The organism is Bradyrhizobium sp. RT6a (assembly GCF_040547675.1).
Lineage (GTDB): Bacteria > Pseudomonadota > Alphaproteobacteria > Rhizobiales > Xanthobacteraceae > Bradyrhizobium.
In genome coordinates this window covers 261,499-285,283 of record NZ_JBEPQC010000003.1, presented here as the reverse complement: position 1 = coordinate 285,283, position 23,785 = coordinate 261,499, and the positions used below count along the sequence as shown (strand labels likewise).

Annotated in this window: 28 protein-coding genes; all 28 read right to left on the bottom strand. The window is 63.9% G+C overall.

The features are described from left to right. Positions 1-65 precede the first annotated feature (65 nt). Positions 66-332 (bottom strand): flagellar biosynthesis protein FliQ, encoded by a 267-nt coding sequence (gene fliQ, locus ABIC03_RS19385; protein ID WP_018453982.1) that lies wholly within the window; start codon positions 330-332, stop codon positions 66-68. After that, on the bottom strand, positions 329-742 hold the full coding sequence (flgD, locus tag ABIC03_RS19380; protein ID WP_354060154.1) for a flagellar hook assembly protein FlgD: 414 nt from the start codon (positions 740-742) through the stop codon (positions 329-331). Before flgD ends, fliQ begins: the two co-directional genes overlap by 4 nt. Positions 743-756: 14 nt before the next feature. Continuing rightward, positions 757-1,167: a flagellar biosynthesis repressor FlbT gene (flbT, locus tag ABIC03_RS19375; protein ID WP_275169363.1), complete on the bottom strand. Its 411-nt coding sequence runs from the start codon at positions 1,165-1,167 to the stop codon at positions 757-759. Further along, entirely contained in the window at positions 1,167-1,511 is a 345-nt protein-coding gene (gene flaF / locus ABIC03_RS19370; RefSeq protein WP_275169364.1) for a flagellar biosynthesis regulator FlaF, read from the bottom strand. Before flaF ends, flbT begins: the two co-directional genes overlap by 1 nt. Positions 1,512-1,578: 67 nt before the next feature. Continuing rightward, positions 1,579-2,625 carry a flagellar hook-associated family protein gene (locus ABIC03_RS19365; RefSeq protein WP_275169365.1) on the bottom strand — a complete coding sequence of 349 codons (1,047 nt, stop codon included), beginning with the start codon at positions 2,623-2,625 and terminating at the stop codon, positions 1,579-1,581. A 3-nt stretch (positions 2,626-2,628) separates the two neighbouring features. Next, positions 2,629-4,104: a flagellar hook-associated protein FlgK gene (gene flgK, locus ABIC03_RS19360; RefSeq protein WP_354060151.1), complete on the bottom strand. Its 1,476-nt coding sequence runs from the start codon at positions 4,102-4,104 to the stop codon at positions 2,629-2,631. Between the two features lie 34 nt (positions 4,105-4,138). Then, entirely contained in the window at positions 4,139-5,365 is a 1,227-nt protein-coding gene (locus ABIC03_RS19355) for a flagellar hook protein FlgE (protein ID WP_275169367.1), read from the bottom strand. 95 nt (positions 5,366-5,460) lie between these two features. Next, positions 5,461-6,042, bottom strand: coding sequence for a transglycosylase SLT domain-containing protein (locus ABIC03_RS19350; RefSeq protein WP_354060149.1), 582 nt, complete (start codon positions 6,040-6,042; stop codon positions 5,461-5,463). Further along, a complete protein-coding gene (fliK, locus tag ABIC03_RS19345) occupies positions 5,993-7,357 on the bottom strand; it encodes a flagellar hook-length control protein FliK (RefSeq protein WP_354060146.1) in 1,365 nt (454 codons plus the stop codon). The genes ABIC03_RS19350 and fliK overlap by 50 nt, the downstream gene beginning before the upstream one ends. Continuing rightward, the gene (locus ABIC03_RS19340) at positions 7,354-8,535 is read right to left on the bottom strand and encodes a chemotaxis protein (protein WP_354060144.1); all 1,182 of its coding nucleotides are present in this window, start codon (positions 8,533-8,535) and stop codon (positions 7,354-7,356) included. The genes fliK and ABIC03_RS19340 overlap by 4 nt, the downstream gene beginning before the upstream one ends. Further along, positions 8,532-9,863: a MotB family protein gene (locus tag ABIC03_RS19335; protein ID WP_354060142.1), complete on the bottom strand. Its 1,332-nt coding sequence runs from the start codon at positions 9,861-9,863 to the stop codon at positions 8,532-8,534. Before ABIC03_RS19335 ends, ABIC03_RS19340 begins: the two co-directional genes overlap by 4 nt. Positions 9,864-9,869: 6 nt before the next feature. Then, positions 9,870-10,583, bottom strand: coding sequence for a hypothetical protein (locus ABIC03_RS19330; RefSeq protein WP_354060140.1), 714 nt, complete (start codon positions 10,581-10,583; stop codon positions 9,870-9,872). After that, a complete protein-coding gene (gene fliF, locus ABIC03_RS19325; RefSeq protein ID WP_354060138.1) occupies positions 10,580-12,211 on the bottom strand; it encodes a flagellar basal-body MS-ring/collar protein FliF in 1,632 nt (543 codons plus the stop codon). Before fliF ends, ABIC03_RS19330 begins: the two co-directional genes overlap by 4 nt. Before the next feature lie 304 nt (positions 12,212-12,515). Continuing rightward, positions 12,516-13,427, bottom strand: coding sequence for a flagellin N-terminal helical domain-containing protein (locus ABIC03_RS19320; protein WP_275169374.1), 912 nt, complete (start codon positions 13,425-13,427; stop codon positions 12,516-12,518). A 269-nt stretch (positions 13,428-13,696) separates the two neighbouring features. Next, a complete protein-coding gene (locus ABIC03_RS19315; protein WP_275169375.1) occupies positions 13,697-14,605 on the bottom strand; it encodes a flagellin N-terminal helical domain-containing protein in 909 nt (302 codons plus the stop codon). A gap of 264 nt (positions 14,606-14,869) precedes the next feature. After that, a complete protein-coding gene (fliP, locus tag ABIC03_RS19310; protein WP_007595877.1) occupies positions 14,870-15,610 on the bottom strand; it encodes a flagellar type III secretion system pore protein FliP in 741 nt (246 codons plus the stop codon). Further along, on the bottom strand, positions 15,607-16,050 hold the full coding sequence (locus ABIC03_RS19305) for a flagellar basal body-associated FliL family protein (RefSeq protein ID WP_354060135.1): 444 nt from the start codon (positions 16,048-16,050) through the stop codon (positions 15,607-15,609). The genes fliP and ABIC03_RS19305 overlap by 4 nt, the downstream gene beginning before the upstream one ends. A gap of 42 nt (positions 16,051-16,092) precedes the next feature. Then, on the bottom strand, positions 16,093-16,788 hold the full coding sequence (flgH, locus tag ABIC03_RS19300) for a flagellar basal body L-ring protein FlgH (protein WP_275169377.1): 696 nt from the start codon (positions 16,786-16,788) through the stop codon (positions 16,093-16,095). Then, a complete protein-coding gene (locus tag ABIC03_RS19295; RefSeq protein WP_354060132.1) occupies positions 16,789-17,547 on the bottom strand; it encodes a MotE family protein in 759 nt (252 codons plus the stop codon). Positions 17,548-17,611: 64 nt separating this feature from the next. Beyond that, complete coding sequence (gene flgI, locus ABIC03_RS19290; protein WP_354060130.1) at positions 17,612-18,742, bottom strand: flagellar basal body P-ring protein FlgI; 1,131 nt, start codon at positions 18,740-18,742, stop codon at positions 17,612-17,614. Continuing rightward, complete coding sequence (gene flgA / locus ABIC03_RS19285; RefSeq protein ID WP_354060128.1) at positions 18,739-19,215, bottom strand: flagellar basal body P-ring formation chaperone FlgA; 477 nt, start codon at positions 19,213-19,215, stop codon at positions 18,739-18,741. The genes flgI and flgA overlap by 4 nt, the downstream gene beginning before the upstream one ends. A 13-nt stretch (positions 19,216-19,228) precedes the next feature. Continuing rightward, positions 19,229-20,017 carry a flagellar basal-body rod protein FlgG gene (gene flgG / locus ABIC03_RS19280; protein ID WP_007613959.1) on the bottom strand — a complete coding sequence of 263 codons (789 nt, stop codon included), beginning with the start codon at positions 20,015-20,017 and terminating at the stop codon, positions 19,229-19,231. A 15-nt stretch (positions 20,018-20,032) separates the two neighbouring features. After that, entirely contained in the window at positions 20,033-20,362 is a 330-nt protein-coding gene (gene fliE, locus ABIC03_RS19275) for a flagellar hook-basal body complex protein FliE (protein ID WP_354060125.1), read from the bottom strand. A gap of 2 nt (positions 20,363-20,364) precedes the next feature. Next, positions 20,365-20,781 (bottom strand): flagellar basal body rod protein FlgC, encoded by a 417-nt coding sequence (gene flgC / locus ABIC03_RS19270; RefSeq protein ID WP_063995056.1) that lies wholly within the window; start codon positions 20,779-20,781, stop codon positions 20,365-20,367. 11 nt (positions 20,782-20,792) lie between these two features. Next, positions 20,793-21,173: a flagellar basal body rod protein FlgB gene (gene flgB / locus ABIC03_RS19265; RefSeq protein WP_354060123.1), complete on the bottom strand. Its 381-nt coding sequence runs from the start codon at positions 21,171-21,173 to the stop codon at positions 20,793-20,795. 85 nt (positions 21,174-21,258) lie between these two features. Then, positions 21,259-22,344, bottom strand: a complete 1,086-nt coding sequence (flhB, locus tag ABIC03_RS19260) for a flagellar biosynthesis protein FlhB (protein ID WP_275169382.1) — start codon at positions 22,342-22,344, stop codon at positions 21,259-21,261. Between the two features lie 13 nt (positions 22,345-22,357). Continuing rightward, positions 22,358-23,398: a flagellar motor switch protein FliG gene (locus ABIC03_RS19255; RefSeq protein ID WP_007595897.1), complete on the bottom strand. Its 1,041-nt coding sequence runs from the start codon at positions 23,396-23,398 to the stop codon at positions 22,358-22,360. Between the two features lie 2 nt (positions 23,399-23,400). After that, positions 23,401-23,781, bottom strand: coding sequence for a flagellar motor switch protein FliN (fliN, locus tag ABIC03_RS19250; RefSeq protein ID WP_007595899.1), 381 nt, complete (start codon positions 23,779-23,781; stop codon positions 23,401-23,403). Positions 23,782-23,785: the final 4 nt, after the last annotated feature.

Sequence of the window (23,785 nt, the reverse complement as noted above, 5' to 3'; positions counted from 1 at the left end):
AATCTGCCGTGCAAAGCTTACGCGGGGGTGGTGGCAGGGTGGCAGAGTGACCAGGACAGTCCGGATCAGAAGCCGCGCTCGATGTGCGAATAGACCATCTCGGTGAAGGTGGAGAGATGGGCTCCAATGAAGGAGCCGGAGACGGCGACGACCACGAGAATGACGATGATCTTCGGAACGAAGGTCAGCGTCACCTCCTGGATCTGGGTCAGCGCCTGTATCAGCGCGATGATAGTGCCGACCAGCATCGCGGCACCGACGGCGGGCCCGGAGGCGACGATGATGGTCCAGATCGCCGCCTGGACGATGTCGAGAGCATCCCGTTCGTTCATGACTGGCTGATCGTGAGACCGGGGCCGATCGCGACTTTCGTGCCGTTCTCGAGTGTCGCGACGGAGCCGTCGCTGTTGATGGAAACCGAAGCGACCTTGCCGCTGAAGCTCGCGCCGGTCGAGTCCGTGAAGCTCACGGTCTTTCCGATCAGCCCATTGGCCTGCGACAGCGACTGCGAAGACAGCAGAGCGTCGAGCTTACTATTGGTCTGCATTGCCTGCTCGACCGACGAAAGCTGCGCAAACTGGCTCATGTATTGGGAGGTATCCATCGGATTGGTCGGATCCTGATTCTTCATCTCCGCAATGAGGAGCCGAAGAAACGTGTTGTAGTCGACGCCGGTGCTCGACGTCGACGTCGTCGAACTGGACGACTTGCTGGTGCTATCGGTCGCGCTGGTGACGTTCATGTATCTCTCCGCTGTCAGGCAGCCTCGAATGGGGAATCGATCTTGGCGCCGGCCAGGATGGCCTGCTCCACCGGAAACAGTGCCCGGATCCGCTTGAGCGCCTCGAAGTAACGGCTGGCCCCGACCAGGTCGTCGACCGCGCCAAGCCCGACCAGCATCTCCTGGCTCTCGCACACGGCGAGCAGGGCCGCGTGATGCTGCCCGTAAAGAGCTGCAGCGTCCCGGACGTCGGTCGGATTCATCAGCATGAGCTGGACGATGAAATAGAGCTGCCGCAGCGCCGTGGTGGCGTCGGAGGCCTGCATGATCTGCCCTTCGAGCAGGAACATCACGTCGTTGACGAGCTCGACGGAGACCTTGCGGTCCACGCGCAGCACCGCGCCGTTGATGTAGACCCGTTCGCCCGCGCGCAAGGATATTTTCATCAAAGAGCGTCTCGGATCAGGCGGTTGATTTCGATGAGCTGCATCACGTCATTCGACCTTTCTTCGCGAAGGCGGTCGGCTTCCTTGACGACCCACAGGCCGATCGAGATGATGTCCGCGCGCAGCTTTTCCGGAAGCCCGTTTTCCGGATGCGCGAGATCCTCGATGAAGATCGTCCACAGCCGCCGCACATAGAGTAGGCTCTCGACCAGATCCTCGAGGCTGAAGCGGTCCTTCTGGATCCGCTCGAGCCGGTCGATGCCGAGGCTGAGCGCCTGCCGCTCGCGGCCCCGCGCCTCATAGCCGCTCTCGTCGACGACCGCTTCATAGGCTTCAAACGTCATCAGGACAACTCTGCGCAGGAGACCGAACAACAAGACAAGGGTTACGAACCTTACGAAGGAGCTGGACTCAGAGATAGTTGATGAGGCTGATCTTCTGGAGCTGCGAGGTGAGCGCAAGCGCCGTCTGGATCTGCGTCTGCAAGGTGTTGACCCGGACCGATGCTTCCGTCGGATCGACCTTCTCTATACCGACGATCTGATTGTTCAGAATATCCTGCTGCGTCTTGAGCTTGTCGGTTGCGGAGGTGATCCGTTGCTGGACCGTACCGATGTTGCCGCCGAGGGTCGCAAGGTCACTGATGGCGTTTCCGACAAGGCCGATGGCCTTGTCCACGACGACCTGGAACGTCGCTTGATCCAGGCTGGCGTTTCCGAGATCCGCCATCATGGTGTAGGCCTCGGCGAGCTTGCGGAAGCCTGGCTGATTGGCGCTGACGGAGGTATCGGCGATCTCGGTCGTGGAGATACGGCTTTGCATGACCTGGTCGGTCGCCGACGACCAATTGGTGTTCCAGGCCGGGCTCGCGAACTCCGCATCGAAGGTGGTGTCCAGGAAGGTCTGCATCTGAGCCGGGGTGATGCTGCTCACGCTGGGCGATGATTGCGAGAAGCCGAAGGTCGCAAGGAAGTCGGCGTCGACCTGGTTCTTGCTCGCGGAGCCCGCGGTGTAGGCCGTGATCGGCGTGTTCTGCGTGTTGATGCCCGAGAACAGAGACGAGCCGTTATAGGATACGTTCAGCGCGCCAATCAAATCCTGGAGGTTGGAGGACGCAGGCGGCAGGATGATCCGCCCGCCGCCGTCGGTACTGCGAGCCGCGATAAGGTCCTTGAGGAAGTCCGTTGCGGTCGAACCAAGCTGGGTGATCCGGCTCTGCGTTATGTCCAGGCGTCCCGAGACCAGCCCGTTGGTATCGACGAGTTGATCGGCGAAGCTCAGGTCCGCCCGCAGGCTGACGTCGCTTCCCGTCGTGGCGCCAAGCTCGAGGCCGACATCGGCGAAGCGGCCGGTGGTGGCTTCCTTCGAGGCCTTGGCCAGCGCGGCCTGATTGTTCGTGATCGAGGACCTCAACGACGAAGACAGCATCAAGGTCGAGATGTAGTTCGCGCTCATCATCACTTAATTTCCCACGGCGGCCAGCAGGCTCTGCAGCATTTCGTCGACGGTCGAGATGATCTTCGACGAAGCCGAATAGGTGCGTTCGACCTGAAGCATCAACGACATCTCGTCGTCCATGTTGACGCCGCTGACGTTCGACAGCGCCGCGGTGCTGCGGTCGAGCAGCGTTTTCTGGTAGGTGACGTTGGAGTCGGCGGTCTTGCGCTGGTTTTCGATCCAGCTCGTCGAGGACGACGCGAAATCGATCAAGCTGCCGTTCGGCTTTCCTTGCGCGGTTGCATCGAACGGCTGCGACGCATCCATGCCGCCGATGAGCTGCTGCAGCCGGGCCGAGTACCCGCCGTTGCCGGCAGTATTGTATTGGTATGCGACGTTGCCGCTGATCGCACCGTCGCGCAGCAGGTTAGGATTGCCACCCTGGGCCGGATCGACCGATGCAGCAACCGAAATCGTGCCAGCGAGTCCCACCGAGACGGTGGCGCTCGCCGGCATCGCCGGCGAACCGGGATAAGTGAAGAGACCGGGAACGTCGGGCAGCGCCGCGCCGGACTGATCACTCTCCTTGAAGGTATCGATCAGGCCGCGCGCGATTTCGTCGAGCTGACTCTGATAGGTGACTGTGTCCTGGTCACGCAGCTGAGCGAAGCCTGCGAGCTTGCCTGATTTCAGCGGCATCACAGAATTGGCGCCGGTCACCGGCACGCCGTCGACATAGACCGCATTGCCGGTGGTACCGGCCGTATAAGCGTTGGTCGGCGCGAAACTCACCGTGCGCGCCAACTTGTCGAACAGGACGGCGCCGCTGTCGGTATAGAGCGCCGCGTCTCCGTTGGGACGGGTCGACATTGTGACGCCGAGCTCCTGCGACAGCTGCGAGACGATGCTGTCGCGCTGGTCGAGGTAGTCGGTGATGTCGTCGCCGGAGATCGTCCCCTTCACGATTGCGGTGTTCACGGTCTGGAATTGGGAGAGCAACCGATTGATGTTTTGAACCGACGTATTCATGTCGGCATCCGCGCCCTCCCGGACAGACTGCACGGTCTGGGTTGCCTGGTTGAGCGTGGTCGCCATGTCCTTGGCCGACGCCACCGCCGCCTGCGCCAGCGTGGTGTTGTCCGGGGCGTTGGCATATTGCTGGAGCGCCTTCTTCAGCGCATTGAGTTGCGCCGTCGGCGACTGGTCGAGCTCCGGATCGTCCACCGTGGCAGCTGCGATCTTCTGGAGACCGTCAAGGATCGCGCTCTGCTTGGCCGACGACGAGGTCGCGGTCAGCACGTTGGTGTAGAGACCCGAGCTGGCGGCGCGCTGGATCGCCGCCACGTAGACACCGGTTCCCGGGAGGTTGTCCAGCACGGCAATCTTGCGCGAATAGCCGGTGGAGCTGGCACCGGCGATGTTGCGCGAGATGACCGACGACTGGATGCCCGACGCCATCAGCGAGGAGCGGGCGGATTCGAGAGCGGCGGTAAGGTTCATGATCTGCTCTTGCCGGGAACGAGCGCTGAAGAAATCAGCGCTTCAGGTTGACGACCACGTCCAGCAGATCGGCGCCGGTCTGGAATGATTTCGAGTTCGCGGTGAAACCTCGCTGCGCCTCGATCATCGAGGTCAACTCGTCCGCGAGGTCGACGTTGGAATCTTCCAGCGCACCCGACTGGATCGTACCGAGCCCGCCCTGGCCGGCGAGGCCGACCTGCACGTTTCCGGAATCCAGGTTCGGCGAGTAGACGTTGCCGACTTCGGGCGTCAAATGGTCGGGGCTCGGAACGGTCGCGAGCGCGATCTGAAAGCTCGGCAGCTCGGTGCCATTCTTCAGGACAGCCGTGACCACGCCCTTGTCGTCAATGTTCACCTTCTCGACCGCCGATGGAGCGTTGCCATCGACCGTCGCCTTGAAGTCGAAGCTGGAGGCGACCTGGGTCATGGCCGACAGGTCCATGTTGAAGGACGAGCCGCCGGGGATGGTCACGGTCAGCGATGTCGGGCTTGCGGCGGCGAGCTTGCCCTTGCCCACTGCGGTGACGTCGAAGGTGAAGGTGTTGAGACCACCCGCGAGCGCGGTACCTGTCGAGGAATCGTAGAGCTGGATCTGCCAGGTATTCGCGGCGGTCTTCGCGGCATAGACGTCGACGGTCACGGCGTTGCCGATGTTGTCGTAGGTGACGACCGAAGTCTTCGAGGTATAGGCACCGGGACCGGGCGGGCCCGCGATGATCGCAGCGCTCGGATCCAGATTGGCGGCGACACTTGCCTTGGTCGATGGCGCGGCCTGCAGCGCCAATTGGTTGACGTTGATGACCTGGAGACCACCGAAGCCATTGGCGGCGACAGTGGGCGTGGCGCCGTTCGCGATGTTGTAGCCCATCAGCTGGAAGCCGGCGGAGTTGACGAGATTGCCCGTGCTGTCGGGCACGAACGCGCCGGCGCGCGTCAGGAAATTGTTGCCGTTCGGATCCTGCACGACGAAGAAGCCGTTGCCCTGGACCGCGAGGTCCGTCGCCGAGGTCGTGAACTGGTAATTGCCCGCATCGCTGATGGCGTAGCGGACCGTGGTCTCGACCGCGCCGGAATCGTAATTGCCCGAACCGCTCTTCAGGATCAGCGAGGAGAACTCGGTCGAAGCCCGCTTGTAGCCGGTGGTGTTGACGTTCGCGATGTTGTCCGAAACTGTCGACAGCTTGTTGGACTGCGCGTTCATCCCGGAAACGCCGGTGCGCATAACACCATACAGGCTCATGAATTGGGCTCCTTTGGTAGGTTGCAGTTACAATGGAGGCTGTTGCTTGCGCGAGGCTGATGATGGGGACCGATGCACAACTTGATGTCGGCCCTTCAGCTCGTTTTGGGCTGACAGAACGAGCGCGCCTTGTCGGTCCACGCGCCGAAGCCGCTGGAGACAAGATGCGCAACGATGTGACAGACGTAGCGTTTCTGCGCCGGCTGGTTGTTGGGGCCTGCATTGTAACGGGCGACTGCCATGGTCCAGCTGCCCTCGCGCTGCTTCAGCTCCTTCAGGAAGCGCGCGGCGTAGTCGACATTCCCGGCGGGATCGAACATCGCCCGGACCGAGGCGAATTTGTCGCCGTGATAGTAGTGGTTGATCTGCATGCAGCCGAGGTCGATCAGCTTGATCCCCTTGGCTCGCATGGCTTCGAAGTTGGCGATCGCGTCGTTCATGTCCTTGGCGAACACGGTCTGTCCTTCGGCGCCGAGCGCATAAGGATGAAGCGCGCCGCGCCGCCCGGTCTCGGTCAGGCCGACAGCGTAGAGAATGCCGAGCGGAATTCCGTGCTGCTGGGACGCACGCGCCATCTCGCGCTCACAGCGGCGCGAATTGTCGGTCGCCGCAGCCGCGGTGCCGGCGTTACAGATAAACAGGGCCGCGACGAATCTGCGGCGCCACGTCCTGGTCATGACGCGTCTCCTGGTTGGACTGGCGCTCCTGTCGGGCCTGCTTCGCGCCGCCGTCCGACTGTCCCGACGAATTGCTCGTGCCGTCGAACGTGCTTTGCGACTGCGACGAGGGCTGTTGCTGGCCTGAAAGCTGCGGCTGCGACTGGCCGGAGCCGCTCTGGAATCCATCCAGCGAGCCGTGCTGGACGGGCGCAATTTCGGCGACGTAGCCCGCCGACTGCATCAGGTCGCGGATCGAGTCGCGCTGCTGGTCCAGCATCTGGCTCGTGTCCTTTCGCTGGGCGGCGAGGTGGACGGACACCTCGTTGCCGACGAGACGAAGGCGCACGGTGACATTGCCGAGGGCGGGCGGCTCGAGATTGATGGTCAGGATCTTGAGCGGCTGATCCGGCGCATTGGCTTGAGACGCTGCAAGATCTGGAGCTGCGGACGCGGTCGGTGCCGGAGATTCCTTCAGCTCGGCGACGACAGCGTTGGCAACCTGCTGCGGCGCGTTGAACTGCGCCGGGGGCAGATGGGTCTCCTGCTGGACCACGGTGACCTTGGTCGTCTCGGGCAATGCATCCCGCGCCGAGGCCTTCGCGGCACGCTCGACATTGGCCGCGATGGCCTCGAAGCCGGGTGCCGTTGCCTTAGGCGATGGCTCACTGCCGTCCGCCGATGTCGCCTGGTCGGTAGCCGTCGCGTGCGAAGCCGCGGCCTGCGAATGCGCAGCGGTTGGAGCCGCGTGAGATGGGGAGTCAGCTGTCGTCGCCTTCGCCGTGCCCATGGCCTGAATGTCGCGCTTCGTCGTGGAAGGCCGCTCGTCACGTCCGGACGCATCCTTCTTGTCGTCGGCCGGTGCTTGCATCTGCGGCATCACGACCGGCGGCCCGGCAACGATCTCCTGTCCGATGATCCCGGCAATGCTCGTTCGGCTCTGAACGTCGGCCTGCTCGGCGTGATCGAGGGGACCATGTTTGCCGGACGATTTGTCGATCTTTTTGTCGGAAGATTTCTCGGTGGGCTTCTCGCTGGATCCGGGCTCTTCGACCGCCGCGGTCCGCTCGTGCACCGTCTCGTCCGTCGCCTTGTGCTTCTCGCTCTGATGCGCCAGGCGCGTCCGCAGCGTTCCGGCTTTCACGGCCGTGTTGCTGCCCTCGTCGTTGAGCGCGCGCTTCGCGAGGTTCGAGACGGTGTGCAGCAGGTCGTTGAAGGACGAGTCCGCCTGCGCTTTCGTCCCGGCGCCCTTCCCAGAGCGCGATGTGCCCCGCATGTTGAGGCTTTCGGCGAGACCCGAAAAGACCGGTCCGGAGGTTCCACTGAGCTTCGTCATGGACGGCGATCCCTGGTGAGGAGTGCGAGCTCACCGAGCTGCTTCTGTGCACGCGCAAGCGTTGCGGTCGACGACGCGAGATCGACACGCGCCGGCGTGACCGGGGGCTTGTCGGCTGCGGCGGCGGATCCGCCGGCGAACGGCTTGCGAACGTCGAGTGCGAGCTGCATCGTTGCATTGAGAAAGGGAATGTCGCGCTCCGGCAGCTTCGACCGCTCGAGCGCCTTCAACTCGGCGAGACCGCCGTCATATTCGTCGGTGAGCGCCCGCGCCACGCCGCGGAACAAATGCGCCCGCTCGCGCTCCGCCGAGGCATCGGCGCTAAGAGTCAGCGCGCGTTCGCCGGCGAGCCGGGTCACGACCAGCCCCCCGCGCACCATCGCGGTGCGCGCGATCACGAGATACAGCTTGAGGCGGCTCGCGCGGTCGATCTGCTCCAGCAGGGTGGAGATCCGCGCAAACCGACGCTCGTCGAGCGCGAGGCTCGATTGCGTCAGGCCCGTGGAAAAACGCTGCCAGAAGTCCCCGGCATAGACTGACTTGTGATAGTGCCGGATGTAGGCCAGCGCCAGGAACTCGAACTTGTCGAAATCCTCTGCTTGCCCGACCAGCAGGATCTCGCGCCGCAAAGCGGCCTCCTCCACCAATGTGCCCGGCAGGAGCAGGCGCGCGTCATCCAGACGCTCGATGGCAAACGATGCTTCGGCGCGTGCGAACAGGGCGCCCTGGACCAGCGCGAGCTGCCCGCCCAGACCCGACGGAATCGTCCGCGGTTTGACATCCTTGAGCAGTTCGCGCGCTTCGTCCTGACGACCCTCGACATAGGCAAGCGCGCCGTCGAACAGCCGTCCGTCGACATTCAGCTTGTCGCGCGGCAGCTTGCGGATGATTTGCGGCGCGCCGCCGCTGAGCAGGTAGATGACGGCGGCCTGGCCGTTCTGCGGATTACTCCACACGGCCGGATCGGCCGCGAGAAGTTTTTCGCCGATCTGCCGGATCAATGCACCGTGGCTGCCGTGCGCCGCATTATCGCCGTTGGCGATGCCGTCTTGCACTGCCTGCAACGCCCGAACGAGCTCATACGGCTCGCTCGATGTCGGTGCCGCCTCGGCGAATGCGCCTGCCGCCGTGAACGGCAGCAGCATCAGCAGCGCAGCGCGGAGAAGAGGCCTGATCAAGGACGCTTCTCCCGGACCATGATCTCGATCCGTCTGTTCTGCGCGGCCGCCGGATCGTTTTGAAGTTTCGGCCGCCGATCGGCATAGCCCTCGACATGCTCGATGCGTTGCGCATCGACGCCGGAGCGGACCAGCATGTAATAGGCCATCTGCGCACGCGCCGTCGACAGCCGCCAGTTGTCGTAGGTCTCCGAACGGTATGGCCGATTGTCGGTGTGGCCGCGGACGATGATCACGCCGGGACGCTTCGTCAGCAGCGGGCCGATCTTGTCGATCACACGGATGAGTTCGGGCCGCGGCTCAGCCGAGCCGACCGCGAACATGCCGAAGTTTGCATCGTCGGTCAGGCTAATCAGCAGGCCGTCCTCGACCTGACGCACCTCGGCCACCGGTCCCGCGCCGGCCTTGACGTCCGACAGCGCATCCGCGATCGCCGACTGAAGCTGTCTGACCGCTAGCTGCTGGGCCTGAATCGCGTCGCGCGACTCGGATTCCTTCGTCGTGTCGTTGGGGCGCGGCTGCGCGGCGGCGTTGGCTTGATTACCGGCCTGGGCACCCGGCTGCGCGCTCCCTTCGCGTGAAGACTGCGACGGCGCGGGCGCCGGCGGCAGTAAGGCCGACAGGCTTGCGGACGACGCATCGGCGTTCGGAGCCACGCTTCCGCCAGCATCGTCCTGCCTGGCTCGGCGTGCCTGCGTCTCGCCTGTGCCAGGCGCAGTGTCGCGCGCGGCCGCATTCGGCTTGGACTCGGGCTTGGGTTCGCCCTCGATGATGCGATCGGCGTCCTTCGCTGCCTGCGGCGCAAGCTTCCAATAGCCGGGATCGAACGGATCGCGGTAGGCGTCGCCTCCCTTGAGGCCGTCCTCCTCGGCGGACGTCAGAGCGCCGGCGCGCCGCTGGCCCGAGGCCTGGTTCGCGCTGCTGGCGATCTCGGCGAGCGTCGTATAGGGATCGCGGAACAGGACCTTCTCCTCGTAGAAGGGCGGCTTCTCGGCCGTCGGAGAGTCACCGCGACGTTCCTCGCTCGGTCCTCCCGGCTGACGCCTGCCGTCTTGGCCGTCGAACGACGACGGCTCCTTCTTGGAGAGATCCTTGAGCCCCTTCGGGGCAGGTGCGTTCTCCGCGAGCTTGATCGGATTGAAATAGCTCGCGACCACCTGCTTCTGATCCTGGTTGAGTGCATTGATCAGCCACATCACCAGGAAGAACGCCATCATCGCGGTCATGAAGTCCGCATAGGCGATCTTCCAGACGCCGCCGTGCGGCTTCTCGTCGTCGAAGGCGCTCCGCCGGCGGATGATGACGAGTTCTGACTTGACCTCATTCATGACGGACTACCGGCGCGCCTCTTTCAGGCGCTCGCTCCAGGCCGTGATCTGCGTCTCGATCACGGTCTGGTCGGCCACGACGCGAACCTCGAAAGTATCTGCGGCCTCATACTCGAAGCCCGTTCGCCGCGCCGTCCCGAGCTGCGTCTTCACCAGGTCGAGCAGTTCGCTCGGGCCGGTCACCTTGAACACCGGCACCGGCGAATTGCCGGTCAGCGCCGCAACCTGCTCGACCAGCGATCCGATCGCCTTGTCGCGGACCGCATCGGCGAGGAACGGCAGCAATATCCGCGCAACCGAGCTCGCGATGTTGGTCTCGATTTCGCGACAAGCCGTCTCGAAACCGGTGACGACCGCCACCGCCTGCTGGTCGGACCACTTGGCCCGTTCTTCGCCGAGCCGGATCGCGCCGCGAACTCGTTCCTCGGCGATCCTGGACTCGCCCTCCGCGACGCCGGCCGCATGGCCGCGCCGAAAGGCATCGTCCAGGAGATTGACCGCCGGGGCTTCCGCCTTCGGCGCCGGAGGCGGCGACTGAAGCTGCGGCTGCGACTGCGGTTGCGAATGGGTCTGGGTCTGGGGCTGCGGCTGAGGCTCGCGCCGGGCTTCCCTCGGCCTCGTCAGCACGTCCTGGATCTTGGGCGGCGGTGGAGGCGGAGGCGATTTGACCCGCCCGTTCGCGTCGAACTGCGTCAGGAGCTTTCCGATTGCCGCGTTCATGCCGCCTCCTCGCGTCGCATCCAGTCTTTAAGGATCGCTGCCGCCTGCATCTGATCGAGACGGACGATCTGCTCCAACCGCTTCTGCGGCGTTCGCTGCATCTTGCCTTCGAGGTCTTCGACCAGGTTGAGCTCGGCCTCCTCGCTGTCCGCCAATGCAAGGGCGCCAGCGGCCGACTCGAGCTCGGCAGCTTCCGCCGCCTCGGTCTGCTCCTGCGCCGCACGATGGGTCAAAATGCCGTTGACCGCAGGACGAAGTCCGAACCACACCAGCATCGAAGCGACGGCCAGGATCGTCACTGCGTTGATGACGCTGCCGAGCTGCTTGTTGATCATCTCGACGAAGCTGATCGGCGGCACCGGTGCCAGTTCGCGAGAGCCTTCGATGAAATCGACGGCCGTCACCTGGATCTGGTCGCCGCGCGCCTTGTCCAGCCCGCCGGCCGTGGCTGCGAGTTGGCTGATCTCGGCGAGCTTGCTGTCGACGATAGCCTGGTTGCTCTTGTCCCCGAGGTCGGCAATGAGCCGCCCGCGGTTGACCAGCACGGCAATGAACAGCTTCTTCACCGAATAGCCGTCGCTCACCGTCGTCGTGGTCTTGGACGAGACCTCGAAATTGGTGACGTCCTCGCGGCGGGTCTTGTCCTCGCTGGAATTCTTGGTGCCGCCGGCGTTCACCTGCTGGTCGGGAAGGTTCTGCTGCACCGTGGTCGGCTGCGAACGGTCCGCATTCTGCGACTTCTCGTTCTCGCGGACGTTCCTCACCGAACGTTCCGCGCGGCTCTCCGGATCGTAGACGGTCTCGTTGATCTGCCGCTTGTCGGTGGAGAGCTGCGATGCAACGCTCACTTCGAAATTGTCGAGGCCCAGATACGGCGTCAGCGCCTTACGGATATTCTCTTGCACCATCCCGCCGACCGTCTTCTGCAGGCTCGCCATCTTGGTCGGAGCAGCCGTCGCCTCATCCTCTTCGGCAAGCAGCATCGAACCGTCGGCGTCCAGCACCGTGACTTTGTCGCGACTCATGCCCGGAATGGCCGCCGCTACGAGATGACGGATCGACTGAGCCGTGCGCGCCTCGATCGCGCCGTCGGTGCGCAGCACGACCGATGCCGAAGGCGGCTGCTGCGTCGCGCGGAACGACCCCCGCACCGGCATCACGATATGCACCCGCGCCGCCTTCACGCCCTTCATCAACTGCACCGTGCGGGCGATCTCGCCTTCCAGCGCCCGGAGCTTGGTGACCTCTTGCATGAACGAGGTCAAACCGAGCGAACCGATCTTGTCGAATAGCTCGTAGCCGGAATTGGCGCTGGTCGGCAGCCCCTTCTCGGCGAGCAGCATCCGCGCCTGCATGGTCTGGCTCGGACGCACGGAGACGGCGTCGCCGGCTGTGTTGACGTCGAAGGTGATGTTTTGTTCGCGCAGCGCGGCACCCATACGCGTCACGTCTTCGCGGGAAAGGCCGGTATACAGCGTTTCGAATTCAGGTCGGCTCAGATAATAGGCGCCGCCCACGACGGTGACGAGAACGGCGAAACCGATCAATCCCAAGGCCATCAGGCGTCGCGGCCCAAGCTCCAGCAGATTGTTGAGCAGTTGCTGTACCTGCGCACGACTGAGCAGCATGTGACCTCGTACCAATGCGAACGTAGAGGACACTCTGCTGCCAACCTTGTCTGAAGGTTGCGCGAGATCACGAATGTGTCGGTTCGCCGGCGAGGCGTTGCAATTTTACAAGAGACTGAGTGACGCGATCGCGCGCGTCGGCAACAAGCGGGCGGCCGGTCGCATCGCGGTGCGATCGGCGACGGCGTGTTGCCTGGAAGGTGGCGTCAGGAGATCGATGTGGGCACGTCGTGTGCCGTCAGATCCGCCGTTCATGGCGGAGACCGTGCTCCCTGAGGAGCACGGTCGTTTTCGAAGCCGCGGCTTAGCGGAACAGCGACAGGATGCTCTGGCTGTTCTGGTTGGCGATCGAGAGCGCCTGAACGCCGAGCTGCTGCTGGGTCTGGAGCGCCTGAAGGCGGGTCGATTCCGCGTTCATGTCAGCGTCGACGAGCTGGCCGATACCGCGGTCCACCGAGTCCATCAGGGTCTTGACGAACTCCGTGTTGGTCGCGAGTCGGTTCTTGACGGCACCGAGATTGGCAGCGGCCGAGGCCACCGAGTTGATGCCGGCGGTGACTTGCGCGATGTAGCCGTCGAGCGTGGTCTGGTCAGCTGCCGAGTCGGTCAACGCGGAGATGCTCATCGTGTTGATCGACGGAGAGGTCGAACCGGCCGTGTCCAGAATGCCGGTCTGCGTCGAGGTGTAGAGCGAGTAGTTGGCGGTGGTCACGGTGATGGAGCCGATGGTGGGCGTACCGCCGACACGCGAGTACGACGACACCAGGTTGAAGGTGGTCGGCGTGGTGGCGGTCGTGCTCAGCCAGTTGATGCCGTTGAAGGTCGCCGAGTTGGCCTTGAGCTTCATATCCTGCTGGATCTGGGTGATGTCAGCCTGGATCTTGGTGCGGTCGATACCGGCGGTCTTGGCTTCGACCAGCAGCGCCTGGAGCTTGGTCAGGCCGGAGTCCTTGTCGCCGATAACCGAGGTCAGAGCGGTATATTCAGTGTCGACGGTCGCAGCCGACAGACCGAGCGAATCGGAGACCGCGGAAAGCGCGGCGTTGTCGGAGCGCATCGACGTCGCGATCGACCAGTAGGCAGCGTTGTCCGAAGCGGTCGAGACGCGCATACCGGTCGAGATCCGGTTCTGCGTCGTCGCGAGCTGCGAGCTGACGTTGCGAAGGGTCTGCAGCGCGGTCATTGCAGACGAGTTGGTGAGGAGGCTAGAACCCATTTTGATGTCCCTTTGGAGATTGAATTAGATTTGGGGACATACCGGACTTACACCGGTACGGCAGGGCGGCGTCATGCCTTTGGGCTGCGCAAAAGCGTCAAGGCCCAACCTGTCGTAACGGCGACGATAGCCCGCGAAGCTTGCGCGGGGCTTGTGGCTCTGTGTCTTTGCCGCAACAAGGCGGCCGAAATTGCGGCGCGCGATGTCACGCCAAGATGAAAGGGCCGCGCCTCGTGAGAAGCGCGGCCCTCCCCAAAATCGTTTGAGGCTTAGCGGAACAGCGACAGGATGCTCTGGCTGCTGTTGTTGGCGATCGAGAGCGCCTGCACGCCGAGCTGCTGCTGGACTTGGAGGGCCGACAGGCGGGTGGACTCCTGATTCATGTCGGCGTCGACGAGCTGACCGATACCGCGGTCCACGGAGTCCATCAGCGACTTCACGAAGTCCGTGTTGGTGGAGAGGCGGTTCTTGACGGCACCGAGATTGGCGGCGGCCGAGGCCACCGAATTGATGCCAGCGGTGACCTGCGCGATGTAGCCATCGAGCGTGGTCTGGTCAGCTGCCGAGTCGGTCAACGCGGAGATGCTCATCGTGTTGATCGACGGAGCGGTCGAACCGGCCGTATCCAGAATGCCGGTCTGCGTCGAGGTGTAGAGCGAATAGTTCGCGGTCGTCACGGTGATGGAGCCGATGGTGGGCGTACCGCCGACACGCGAGTACGACGACACCAGGCTGAAGGTCGTCGGCGTGGTGGCGGTCGTGCTCAACCAATTGATGCCGTTGAAGGTCGCCGCAGTGGCTGTCGCCTTCATCTGCTGCTGGATCTGGGTGACGTCGGCCTGGATCTTGCTGCGGTCGATACCGGCGGTCTTGGCTTCGACCAGCAGGGACTGGAGCTTGGTCAGGCCGGAGTCCTTGTCGCCGATGACCGTGGTCAGAGCGGTATACTCGGTGTCGACGGTCGCAGCCGACAGACCGAGCGAGTCGGAGACGGCGGAGAGCGCGGCGTTGTCGGCGCGCATCGAGGTCGCGATCGACCAGTAGGCAGCGTTGTCCGAAGCGGTCGAGACGCGCTGGCCGGTGGAGATGCGCGTCTGCGTGGTGGAGAGCTGCGAGCTCACAGACCGCAGGGTCTGGAGAGCGGTCATGGCAGTCGAGTTCGTAAGCAGGCTTGACATTGCGAATGTCCCTTTATGTACGCGTTACATTTTCACGAGGGGACATACCGGGCTTTCACCGGTACGGAGGGGCGGCATCATGCCTTTGGACTGATGTGGGTGGGGTCCAACCCGCCGTGACGCATTGCTAACATGCCGAATCTTGCGCGCAGATTAAGATCGGCTTGAATTGTGCTGTAAAATCAGATGGTTAACGTTACCTATTGCTAACCATAGGCCAGTACTTCTCGCTAACCATAACCGTTCAGCTGGCGCTCGTTGCCGTCAAGAGAACGACCGCACCAGCCCGGAGGCGAGCAGGTTCCAGCCGTCGATCAGCACGAAGAACAGCATCTTGAACGGCAGTGCGAGGATCGTCGGCGGCATCATCATCATGCCCATCGACATGGTCAGCGTCGCCACGATCATGTCGATGACGAGGAACGGCAGGATAATGAGAAATCCGATCTCGAACGAACGCCTGAGCTCGGAAATCATGAAGGCCGGAATGATGACGCGCATGTCGACGCGCTTGTCGTCAAACTTCCTGCGGAAGCTCTCCGCGGCCAGCGATTCGAAGGTCTGCAGATCCTTGTCGCGAACATGGGCCAGCATGAATTCGCGGAACGGATCGGTGATCTTCAGATAGGCCTCTTCCTCCGAGATCTCGTTCTTCATCAGCGGCTGGATCCCGGTCTCCCAGGCGCGGTCGAAGGTCGGCGCCATCACGTAGAAGGTCATGAACAGCGCGAGGCTGATCAGCACCAGGTTGGCCGGCGTGGTCTGCAGGCCGAGCCCGGCGCGCAGGAACGACAGCGCCACCGCAAATCGCGTGAAGCTCGTCACCATGATGAGCAGTCCCGGCGCCACCGACAGCACCGTGATCACCGCCATCAGCTGGATGATGCGCCCGCTGGTCGAGCCGTTGCCCGGCGGCAGCAGCGAATTGAGGTCCGGAATCTGGGCCAGCGCCACTTCGGGCAGCACGACCAGGAGCAACGCAAGCAGCAGGACTCTCAGTTTCACTGAATCACCAACGTCTCAATGATCAATTCGCGGATCTTGCCCGAGGAGCGGATATTGGCGCGTTCGGTCAGGTCGTCGCGCAGATGCTGAAGCCCGCGAGATCCCTCGAACTGCGCAACCGTCGCCGAGCGCAGATAGGTGACGATGTCCTCGCTGATATGGGCCGCCAGGATGCCGGCATCCTCGTCGCTCATGCTGTCGGTCACCATGGAGGCTTCGATGCGGGCCCAGTTGTTGGCCGGCGCGCCGAGATTGGTCACTATCGGGGACAGCTTCCTGAGCCGCGCGCTGCCGGCGTAGCTGGAGGCAAGAGGTGGCGGCGTGGCGGTTTTCTTCGCATCGGCGACGCGCTCGGCGGCCGCAAACAGATGCAGGCCGGCAAGCGCGCCCGCGCCGATCGCGATCAGGGTCAGCACCACGATGGCTGCAATCAGGCGCATGACGTCCCCTGCCCCCGCGACGCGGCCCGACGGTCGCGCATCTCAGAACGGCGCCACGGCGTCATAGATCCGATGTCCCCATCCAGGCTGCTGCACGTCAGAGAGATTTCCGCGACCGCCATAGGCCACGCGCGCCTCGGCGATCTTGTCGTATGAGATCGTGTTGGTTCGCGAGATATCGCGTGGACGCACGATGCCGCCGACGTTGAGCACGCGCATCTCCGTGTTGACCTTGAATTCCTGCGAGCCGCTGATCATCATATTGCCGTTCGGCAACACGTCAGTGACGATGGCCGCGATCGACAGCTTGATATCCTCTGTGCGGTCGATCTGGCCGTTGCCCTTGATCTGGGTGTTGGTGTTGAGGTTGGCGCTCGTCGAGCCCTTGTCCTGCCATCCCGCAACGTCCATCAGCCAGTCGAGCCCGAACTTGATCTGCGAATCGCGCGAGCGGTCGGTCTTGTTGTCGAGCTTGGCCTTGTCCTGCATCGAGATGATGACTGTCACGACGTCGCCGGTCCGCCGGGCACGGGGATCGCGGTATAGGTCGGTGCCGTCGTCCCAGGTCGAGCGATAGCTGACGGGCGAGCGCATGCGGGGCGTCACGGGAATCGGATCGGCCTGCGTCCTCAACCCGCTCCCGACCGGCGACAATCGCGGGCCAGTCAGGACCTCGGCCGGATCAGTGACGCATCCGGCAAGCGATAACAGCGACAGGATGAGGATCAGATTCTTCATCTATTTGGTCTTTCCGTCATCCACGCGACGCATCCCGCCGAGCAGATCGGCGAGGTGCGCCGCGCGCCCCGTCTCCATCTCGTTGAAGATTGCGCTCGAGCTCCTCGGGCTGAGCTTTGCGAGCACGGCCGCAGCCGTCTCGTCCGCCATCCCGGCGATCTGGGTTGCGGCAGCATCCGGCTTCATGCGCGAGTAGATCTCGACGACGCTCGCTTCGGCCTTCTTCAGGAAGTCGTCGCGCAATGCCATCCACTTCTCGTATTCGGCGCGCTTGGCCTCGACCTCGGCGATCCGTTCGCGCAGCAGGTTCTCGGCCTTCTCCAGCTCCTTGAGCTGCCAGGCCAGCCTTGCATCGACTGCGGGGTCGGCGACATTGCTGCAGAACAGAGCGACTTCGTTGTCCGCGGTTGCAGCGGCCTGGGGCGGCACCGGCTTTGGCGGCGCCGTGACGCTGCCGGGCTTCGCCAGTCGCGGCGCGGACGTGGGTGCCGGCGCGGGCTTCTCGGAGGCCGGCACGGCACCCGTGGTCGCGGCTCCCGAATCTTCGGCTGCCCACGCGGTCGCTCGCATCGACGCATTGTCGCTCGGTATCGATGAGATCGGCTTCTGCGGGCCAGGCGCGCGGGCGCGCGCGAAGGACAGCAGGTTGAGCGGCTTCGACGGCTTGGCCTCATCCAGCGCCAGAACGGGCGAAGCGCTCGCGAGCGCAGAGGCCGCGACCAGGAGGAGGAGTTTGGCTTTATGATCCAGCTTCAACATCGGCCCGCGTGCGATTCTCGGTCGAGAGAGCATTGAGCGACCAAGCTTGCCGGGCGCTTACGCGTCATTGCACGATGACATCCGCCTGGAGGGCGCCGGCCGTCTTGATCGCCTGGAGGATCGCGATGATGCCGGATGGTTTCAGGCCGATCTGGTTCAGCCCGCGCACCAGGCGCTGCAGATCGACGCCGCTCAGGATCGCCACCTGCGATCCGGCTTCGTTGGCCTCGACCACTGTCTGGGGCACCACCACCGTTTGCCCCCGCGAGAACGGCGCCGGCTGCGACACCACGGGAAGCTCGGTGACGCGAACCGTCAGATTGCCATGCGTTACGGCAACGGTCGATATCCGTACGTCGCGCCCGATCACCACCGTGCCGGTACGTTCGTTGATCACCACCCGCGCCGGCGTGTCCGGCTCGACCGTCAGCTCCCCGATCTCGGCAAGGAAGCGGACAGGTCCGATGTGGCGCGGCTTCGACAGCACGATCGTGCGGTAGTCGCGCTCGAAGGCGATCTGGGCGCGGTAGCGTCCGCCCGCGTAGCGGTTGATGGCGTCGAGGATTCGCGTTGCGGTGACGAAGTCTGGGTTCTTGAGCTCCAGCACAAGATACTCCATTTCATGGAGACTACCCTGCACCTCGCGCTCGACCAGCGCCCCGTTCGGGATGCGGCCCGCGGTCGGCGTGCCCTGGCTGACGTTCTGGGCCTGGCCCCCGACGCTGTAACCGGCGACCGTGACCGCGCCTTGCGCCACTGCATAGACCGCACCGTCCGCCGCACGCAGCGACGTCATCACCAGGGTGCCGCCGAGCAGTGAGGTCGCATCGCCAAGCGACGACACGGTCACGTCCATGCGCTCGCCCGCACCGATCGAGGGCTGCAGGTCCGCGGTCACCATCACGGCCGCGACGTTGCGCGTGCGCAGCGTCGTCGGACGCGGGGGATTGTTGGTGCTGGTGGTCTCGTTCCTGACATTGATGCCCATGTTCTCGAGCATCGATTGCAGGGACTGCTCCGTGAACGGTGCATTGCGGAGCGTGTCGCCGGTGCCGTTCAGGCCGATGACGAGGCCGTAGCCGACGATCTGGTTTTCGCGCAATCCCTTGATGTCCGCGATGTCCTTGATGCGGACGGCGGCCTCGGCGCTGACGGCGGAAACGAGCAGGACGAGCGCAAGCAGGACTCTGGTCATGACCCGTCCACGACCTTGACCGTTCCGTCCGGCTGGACGACGCCCCTGATGATCACGCCCGTATCGGTGTTTCTTATCGGGATGAGCGCGCCGGGCGCGCCAGACTGCATCGCTGCGCCGTAGGTCACGATCGACAGGCCGCTGTCTTCGACCACGACCTTGACCATTGCGCCGCGGGCGACCGTCCAGGGATCTTCCACCGAGTTGGTCGGGATCGGCTGGCCGGGCAGCAGCGCGCGGCGCGCCATGCGGCCGACCAGGACCTGGCGTCCTTCGATGAACATGGCGACGCCGAGCACGTTCGGCGCGAAGGCGCGCTCGGTGATCATGTCGTCCCGGATCAGCTCGCCGGCGCGGATCGAGACGGCCGGCACGGGGAGCCGCTTCTCCTCGGCCGCGGCGAGACGCGCCGAGACGAGAACCAGCAGCACGGCGGCCAACCCGCGCATGATCGAGCCCATCCTGTTCAACATGGATACACCGGGACTAGCGCATGCCCTTCGAGACCGTCTGGGCCATTTCATCCGAGGCCTGGATGACCTTGGCATTCATTTCGTAGGCGCGCTGGGCGGAGATCAACTCGGTGATTTCCTTGACCGGGTCGACGTTCGAGGCTTCGAGATATTGCTGGTTGATCTTGCCGTAGCCGGAATCGCCGGGCAGCCCGACGACCGGCGTGCCGGACGCCGTGGTCTCGCGATAGAGATTGCTGCCCAGCGGTTCGAGGCCGGCCTCGTTGGCGAAATTGGCGAGGTTGAGCTGGCCGATCTGCCGCGGGTTCACTTCGGTGTCCAGCTTGGCGAACATCTGTCCAGTCTGGTTGACCGTGACCTGAACCGTCCCCTGCGGCACCGTGATGGCCGGATCCAGCAGGTAGCCGTCGATCGTGACGAGCTGGCCGTTGGCATTGGTATTGAACGAACCCGCGCGGGTGTATTGCACCTCGTTGTTCGGGCCGAGCACCTGAAACCAGCCGCGTCCGTTGATCGCCATGTCGTACGGATTGCCGGTCTGGGTGAGAGCACCCTGGATGTGCAGCTTGCGGATCGCCGCCGACTTGACGCCGAGGCCGAGATTGGCACCTTCCGGGATCGGCGACGAGCCGCTGGTGTTCGCAACGCCTTGCATGCGGTCCATCTGGTAGAACAGATCGGTGAATTCGGCGCGCGCCCGCTTGTACGACGTCGAGTTGATGTTGGCGATGTTATTCGCGATGACTTCGATGTTGGTCTGCTGGGCGTTCATGCCCGTGGCCGCGATGGCAAGCGATTTCACAGCGTCACTCCTTGATCAGATCGACATCCGAACGACTTCCTGGTAGGCCTGCACGACCTTGTCGCGGACTGCGACCGCCGTCTGCAAGGCCTGCTCGGCCGACATCAGCGCCTCCACGACGCGCCGCGTCGATTCCTTGCCCTGCATCGCCGAGATCGAGGCCGCCTCGCCCGCCTTCAGCGTCCCGATCGCGTCCGTCGTCACCTGCTTCATCACCGATTCGAATCCGACCTCGCCGCCGGACTGGATCGCGGGCGTCGCCGCCGGCGAGATGGCCTGCGTCTCGGTCGCGCGGCTCGCCGCCTGCGCAGTTGAGATCGCGGTGGATGATATTGCCTCAAGCATTGTCAGCTCCTCAGCAGGTCGATGGTCATGCCCAGCATCGACCTCACCTGTTTCACGACCTGGAGATTGGCTTCATAGGACCGATTGACTTCCCGCATGTCGGCCATCTCGATCATCATGTTGACGTTCGGCAGCTTGACGTAGCCGGCCTTGTCGGCGGCGGGATGCCCCGGGTCGTACTCCACGCGGTACGGCGTGGTGTCGACTCCTATTTCCTTGACCTTCGCCAGCTGCGCGCCCGAGGCGCGGTCCATCGCGGCATCGAAGGTGATCGTCTTGCGTTGATACGGATCGGCGCCGGCGACGCGCCCCGTCGACGTCGCGTTGGCGAGGTTCTCCGAGACGATGCGCATGCGCGTCGACTGCGCTTCGAGCCCGGAGCTCGCGACCGTCAACGAGGATTGCAGTGAGTCCAGCATGTCAGTTCACCTCAGGTCTTCGCGCTCGACAGCAGCATGCGGTGAAACGACCGCACGACCGCCGAGTTCATCGAGTAGTCGCGACTGACGTCGCTGCCCTTGATCATTTCCTGCTCGAGACTGACGGAGTTGCCGGAGTGAACCACCTCCCAGCTGTCCTTCTTCGCGGTCGCCCGCGTGTCGCTCTCGGCAGCGGAGAGCTGCATGTGCGATGGCGCCGTCGTCGCGAGCCTCACCGGCGTGCCATCGAGCACCTTGTTGAAGGGCTCGACGTCGCGCGCCTTGAAGCCCGGCGTGTTGGCGTTGGCCACGTTGGTGGCGATCGTCGATTGGCGGAGCTCGAGGTATCGCGCCTGCGAGGATGCTAGTTCGAAGAGATAGAGCGGTCCCACGGCAGCACCATTCTGGTTCAGACGGTGTAACCTTAGGGTCGCAAGCTTTCGTCAGGCTGATGGAAGGGGCGCCGTCCTCGGAATTCTACTGAACCTTCTCGGACCGCGGCGTCTGCTTGGACTGCAGGAAGTAGATGATCTCGGCGACCGGGCGGAAGAACTCCGCCGGAATCACCTGGTCGACCTGAACCGCCTCGTAGAGCGCGCGCGCCAGCGCCTTGTTCTCGATCACCGGAATCCGGTTCTGCTCGGCGACTTCGCGGATCTTCAGCGCAATTACGTCCATACCCTTCGCCACGACAATCGGCGCTGGATTTTCCTCGCGATTGTAGCGCAGCGCAATCGCGAAGTGGGTCGGGTTCGCGATCACCAGCGTCGCGCGCGATGCGGAAGCGATCATGCGCTGGCGCGAGCGGTCGCGCGCCAGCGAGCGCAGGCGCGCCTTGATCAGCGGATCGCCTTCGGCCTGCTTGTGCTCGTCCTTGATCTCCTGCCGCGTCATGCGCAGCTCGCGCCGCCAGTGGAAGCGCGCCCAAGCGAGATCGACCGCGACCAGGACGATGGTCGCGATGCAGATCGCCGAGACGATTCGCATGGCGATGTTTAGAATCATCTCCGGCAGCGCGACCGGATCGGTGTACATCGCCTCGAACGCCTTCGCTTCCGACGAGCGCAGCACGAACACGACGACGATAGTCACCGCAGCGAGCTTGAACAGCGACTTGGCGAACTCGACGAGACCCTGCGATCCAAACAGCCGGCTCCAGCCGCTGAGCGGAGAGATTCGCGACAGATCCGGCGTGATACGCTGGAGCACCAGGCTGGGAGCATTTTGCAACAGCGAGGCTGCGAGCCCGAACGCCGCCAGGGTGACGACCAGCGGCGTCAGGAACCGCAGTGCCTGAAGGCCCACTACGGTGAGGAGATTGAGTGCGTCAGCCCCGGTGCTGAGAGGGAAGCCGTCGGGATCGTCGAGAAAGCCCGTCAGCATCGGCGTCAATTGCTGCACGCCCTGGCCGATCAGAAACATCTGGATCACCATCAGAGCCGCCATCGATGCGAAGATGGAAGCCTCCCGAGAGACCGGGATTTTGCCCTGTTCGAGCGCATCGCGGACTTTCTTCTCGGTCGGCTCTTCTGTCTTGCTCTCCTGATCGGTTGTTTCTGCCATGCCCGTTCAGCGGTCAGCGGAAGACCAGCTCATCCTCCTGCTCGGGGTTGAGCTCGATTTCGCCCTTTTCCGCGAGGTCGAGCGCGAGGTCGGTGATCACGCGCCGCGCCTCCAGCACGTCGCGCTGGTTCGACGGTTCGCCAATGGCGAGTTCGTGCTCGACGACCCGGCGGACGCGCGAGGCGACCGAGGACAGGATCATCTCGCGGAAGTGCTTGTCGGTGCCCTTCAGCGCGATGACGATGCGATCGGTCGGCACCTGGTCGAAGATCATGGTGCGCGCCTTCGGCGTCAGGTTAGTCACGTCGTCGAAGGTGAACAGCAGCTCCTTCAGTACTTCGGCCGACTTCGGCCGCTTCTCCGACAGGCTCTTGAGCATGTCCTCGATGTGTCCACGCTCCATCTTGTTGATGATGTCGGCGACGCGGGCATAGGTGTCCGCGCCGAGGTTGCGGGCGAAGTTCAGCGTCAAATCCTCATGCAGCGTCTTCTCGAGGACCCTCAGGGCGTCGTCGACGATCGGCTTGAGGCTGAGAACGCGCCGCATCAGCTCGTTGCGCAGGCTCGACGGCAGCTGGCTCATGACCTTGGCGGCGCAGGACGGCTTGACCTTGGACAGGATGAGCGCCGCGGTCTGCGGATGCTCCTTGGACAGGTAGCTTGCCAGCGAGTTTTCCGACACCGACGAGACGCGGTCCCACACGGACCGGCTCGAATTGCCGAGCAGGTCCGACATGATGGCCGAGACCTGGTCGGCCGGAAGCACGTCGCCGAGCACGGCTTCCAGGCCACCGAGGGTGCCGAGAATGTTGGCACCCATCGAGAATTGCTGGGCGAACTCCTCGACGATCGCTTCGAGTTCCTGCGCCGTGATCGGCCGCAGCTCGGCCGCGGCCTTTGTAACGGTGCGGATATCCTGCGGCTCGAACTGCGCGAGCACGCTCGCGGCCGCCTGCCGGCCCATGGCGAGCAGGAGTGCCGCGACCTTCTCTGTCCCGCCCAGCGTGGCAACGCCTCGCTGCTTGATGGGAGCCATGCCGACCTGTGCCGCCATGGTCAGGTATCACCCTGCCCCAACGGCCCGACAATCTCGGTGAGCGAGACGCCGAAGCGGGAATTGTCTTCTTCAACCACGACCACCTCGCCGCGGGCGACGACGCGGCCGTTGACGACGACGTCGACGGGTTCGCCGACCCGATGATCGAGCGGAACCACCGCGCCGCGGCCGAGCTTCATCAGGTTCGCCACCGGAATGGTGGCCGATCCCAGCACCACCTGCATCGTCACGGGAATGCGCAGGATGGCATCGACATTGGCGAACTTGCCGGTCTCTTCCGCCGTGCGCGCGGCGATCTCCGCCAGCCGCTCCAGCGGAGATGTCTCGGTATGTCCCTCGTCGGACGCCGATGCTGACTCATAGTCGAAGGATTGCGCCATCTGG

Coding starts and splice junctions, on each gene's coding strand:
- flaF (WP_275169364.1), bottom strand. CDS start 1,511: ATGACGTTTGAAGCCTATGAAGCGGTCGTCGACGAGAGCGGCTATGAG.
- ABIC03_RS19335 (WP_354060142.1), bottom strand. CDS start 9,863: ATGAATGAGGTCAAGTCAGAACTCGTCATCATCCGCCGGCGGAGCGCC.
- flhB (WP_275169382.1), bottom strand. CDS start 22,344: ATGGCAGAAACAACCGATCAGGAGAGCAAGACAGAAGAGCCGACCGAG.
- ABIC03_RS19330 (WP_354060140.1), bottom strand. CDS start 10,583: ATGAACGCGGCAATCGGAAAGCTCCTGACGCAGTTCGACGCGAACGGG.
- fliF (WP_354060138.1), bottom strand. CDS start 12,211: ATGCTGCTCAGTCGTGCGCAGGTACAGCAACTGCTCAACAATCTGCTG.
- flgD (WP_354060154.1), bottom strand. CDS start 742: ATGAACGTCACCAGCGCGACCGATAGCACCAGCAAGTCGTCCAGTTCG.
- flgA (WP_354060128.1), bottom strand. CDS start 19,215: ATGTTGAACAGGATGGGCTCGATCATGCGCGGGTTGGCCGCCGTGCTG.
- ABIC03_RS19305 (WP_354060135.1), bottom strand. CDS start 16,050: ATGCGCCTGATTGCAGCCATCGTGGTGCTGACCCTGATCGCGATCGGC.
- ABIC03_RS19365 (WP_275169365.1), bottom strand. CDS start 2,625: ATGATGAGCGCGAACTACATCTCGACCTTGATGCTGTCTTCGTCGTTG.
- ABIC03_RS19320 (WP_275169374.1), bottom strand. CDS start 13,427: ATGGGTTCTAGCCTCCTCACCAACTCGTCTGCAATGACCGCGCTGCAG.
- ABIC03_RS19255 (WP_007595897.1), bottom strand. CDS start 23,398: ATGGCGGCACAGGTCGGCATGGCTCCCATCAAGCAGCGAGGCGTTGCC.
- flgK (WP_354060151.1), bottom strand. CDS start 4,104: ATGAACCTTACCGCCGCTCTCGAATCCGCCCGCTCCTCGCTGATGGCG.
- flgH (WP_275169377.1), bottom strand. CDS start 16,788: ATGAAGAATCTGATCCTCATCCTGTCGCTGTTATCGCTTGCCGGATGC.
- flgI (WP_354060130.1), bottom strand. CDS start 18,742: ATGACCAGAGTCCTGCTTGCGCTCGTCCTGCTCGTTTCCGCCGTCAGC.
- fliN (WP_007595899.1), bottom strand. CDS start 23,781: ATGGCGCAATCCTTCGACTATGAGTCAGCATCGGCGTCCGACGAGGGA.
- flbT (WP_275169363.1), bottom strand. CDS start 1,167: ATGAAAATATCCTTGCGCGCGGGCGAACGGGTCTACATCAACGGCGCG.
- fliK (WP_354060146.1), bottom strand. CDS start 7,357: ATGACGAAGCTCAGTGGAACCTCCGGACCGGTCTTTTCGGGTCTCGCC.
- flgC (WP_063995056.1), bottom strand. CDS start 20,781: ATGCTGGACTCACTGCAATCCTCGTTGACGGTCGCGAGCTCCGGGCTC.
- ABIC03_RS19350 (WP_354060149.1), bottom strand. CDS start 6,042: ATGACCAGGACGTGGCGCCGCAGATTCGTCGCGGCCCTGTTTATCTGT.
- ABIC03_RS19315 (WP_275169375.1), bottom strand. CDS start 14,605: ATGTCAAGCCTGCTTACGAACTCGACTGCCATGACCGCTCTCCAGACC.
- ABIC03_RS19355 (WP_275169367.1), bottom strand. CDS start 5,365: ATGAGCCTGTATGGTGTTATGCGCACCGGCGTTTCCGGGATGAACGCG.
- fliQ (WP_018453982.1), bottom strand. CDS start 332: ATGAACGAACGGGATGCTCTCGACATCGTCCAGGCGGCGATCTGGACC.
- fliE (WP_354060125.1), bottom strand. CDS start 20,362: ATGCTTGAGGCAATATCATCCACCGCGATCTCAACTGCGCAGGCGGCG.
- ABIC03_RS19295 (WP_354060132.1), bottom strand. CDS start 17,547: ATGTTGAAGCTGGATCATAAAGCCAAACTCCTCCTCCTGGTCGCGGCC.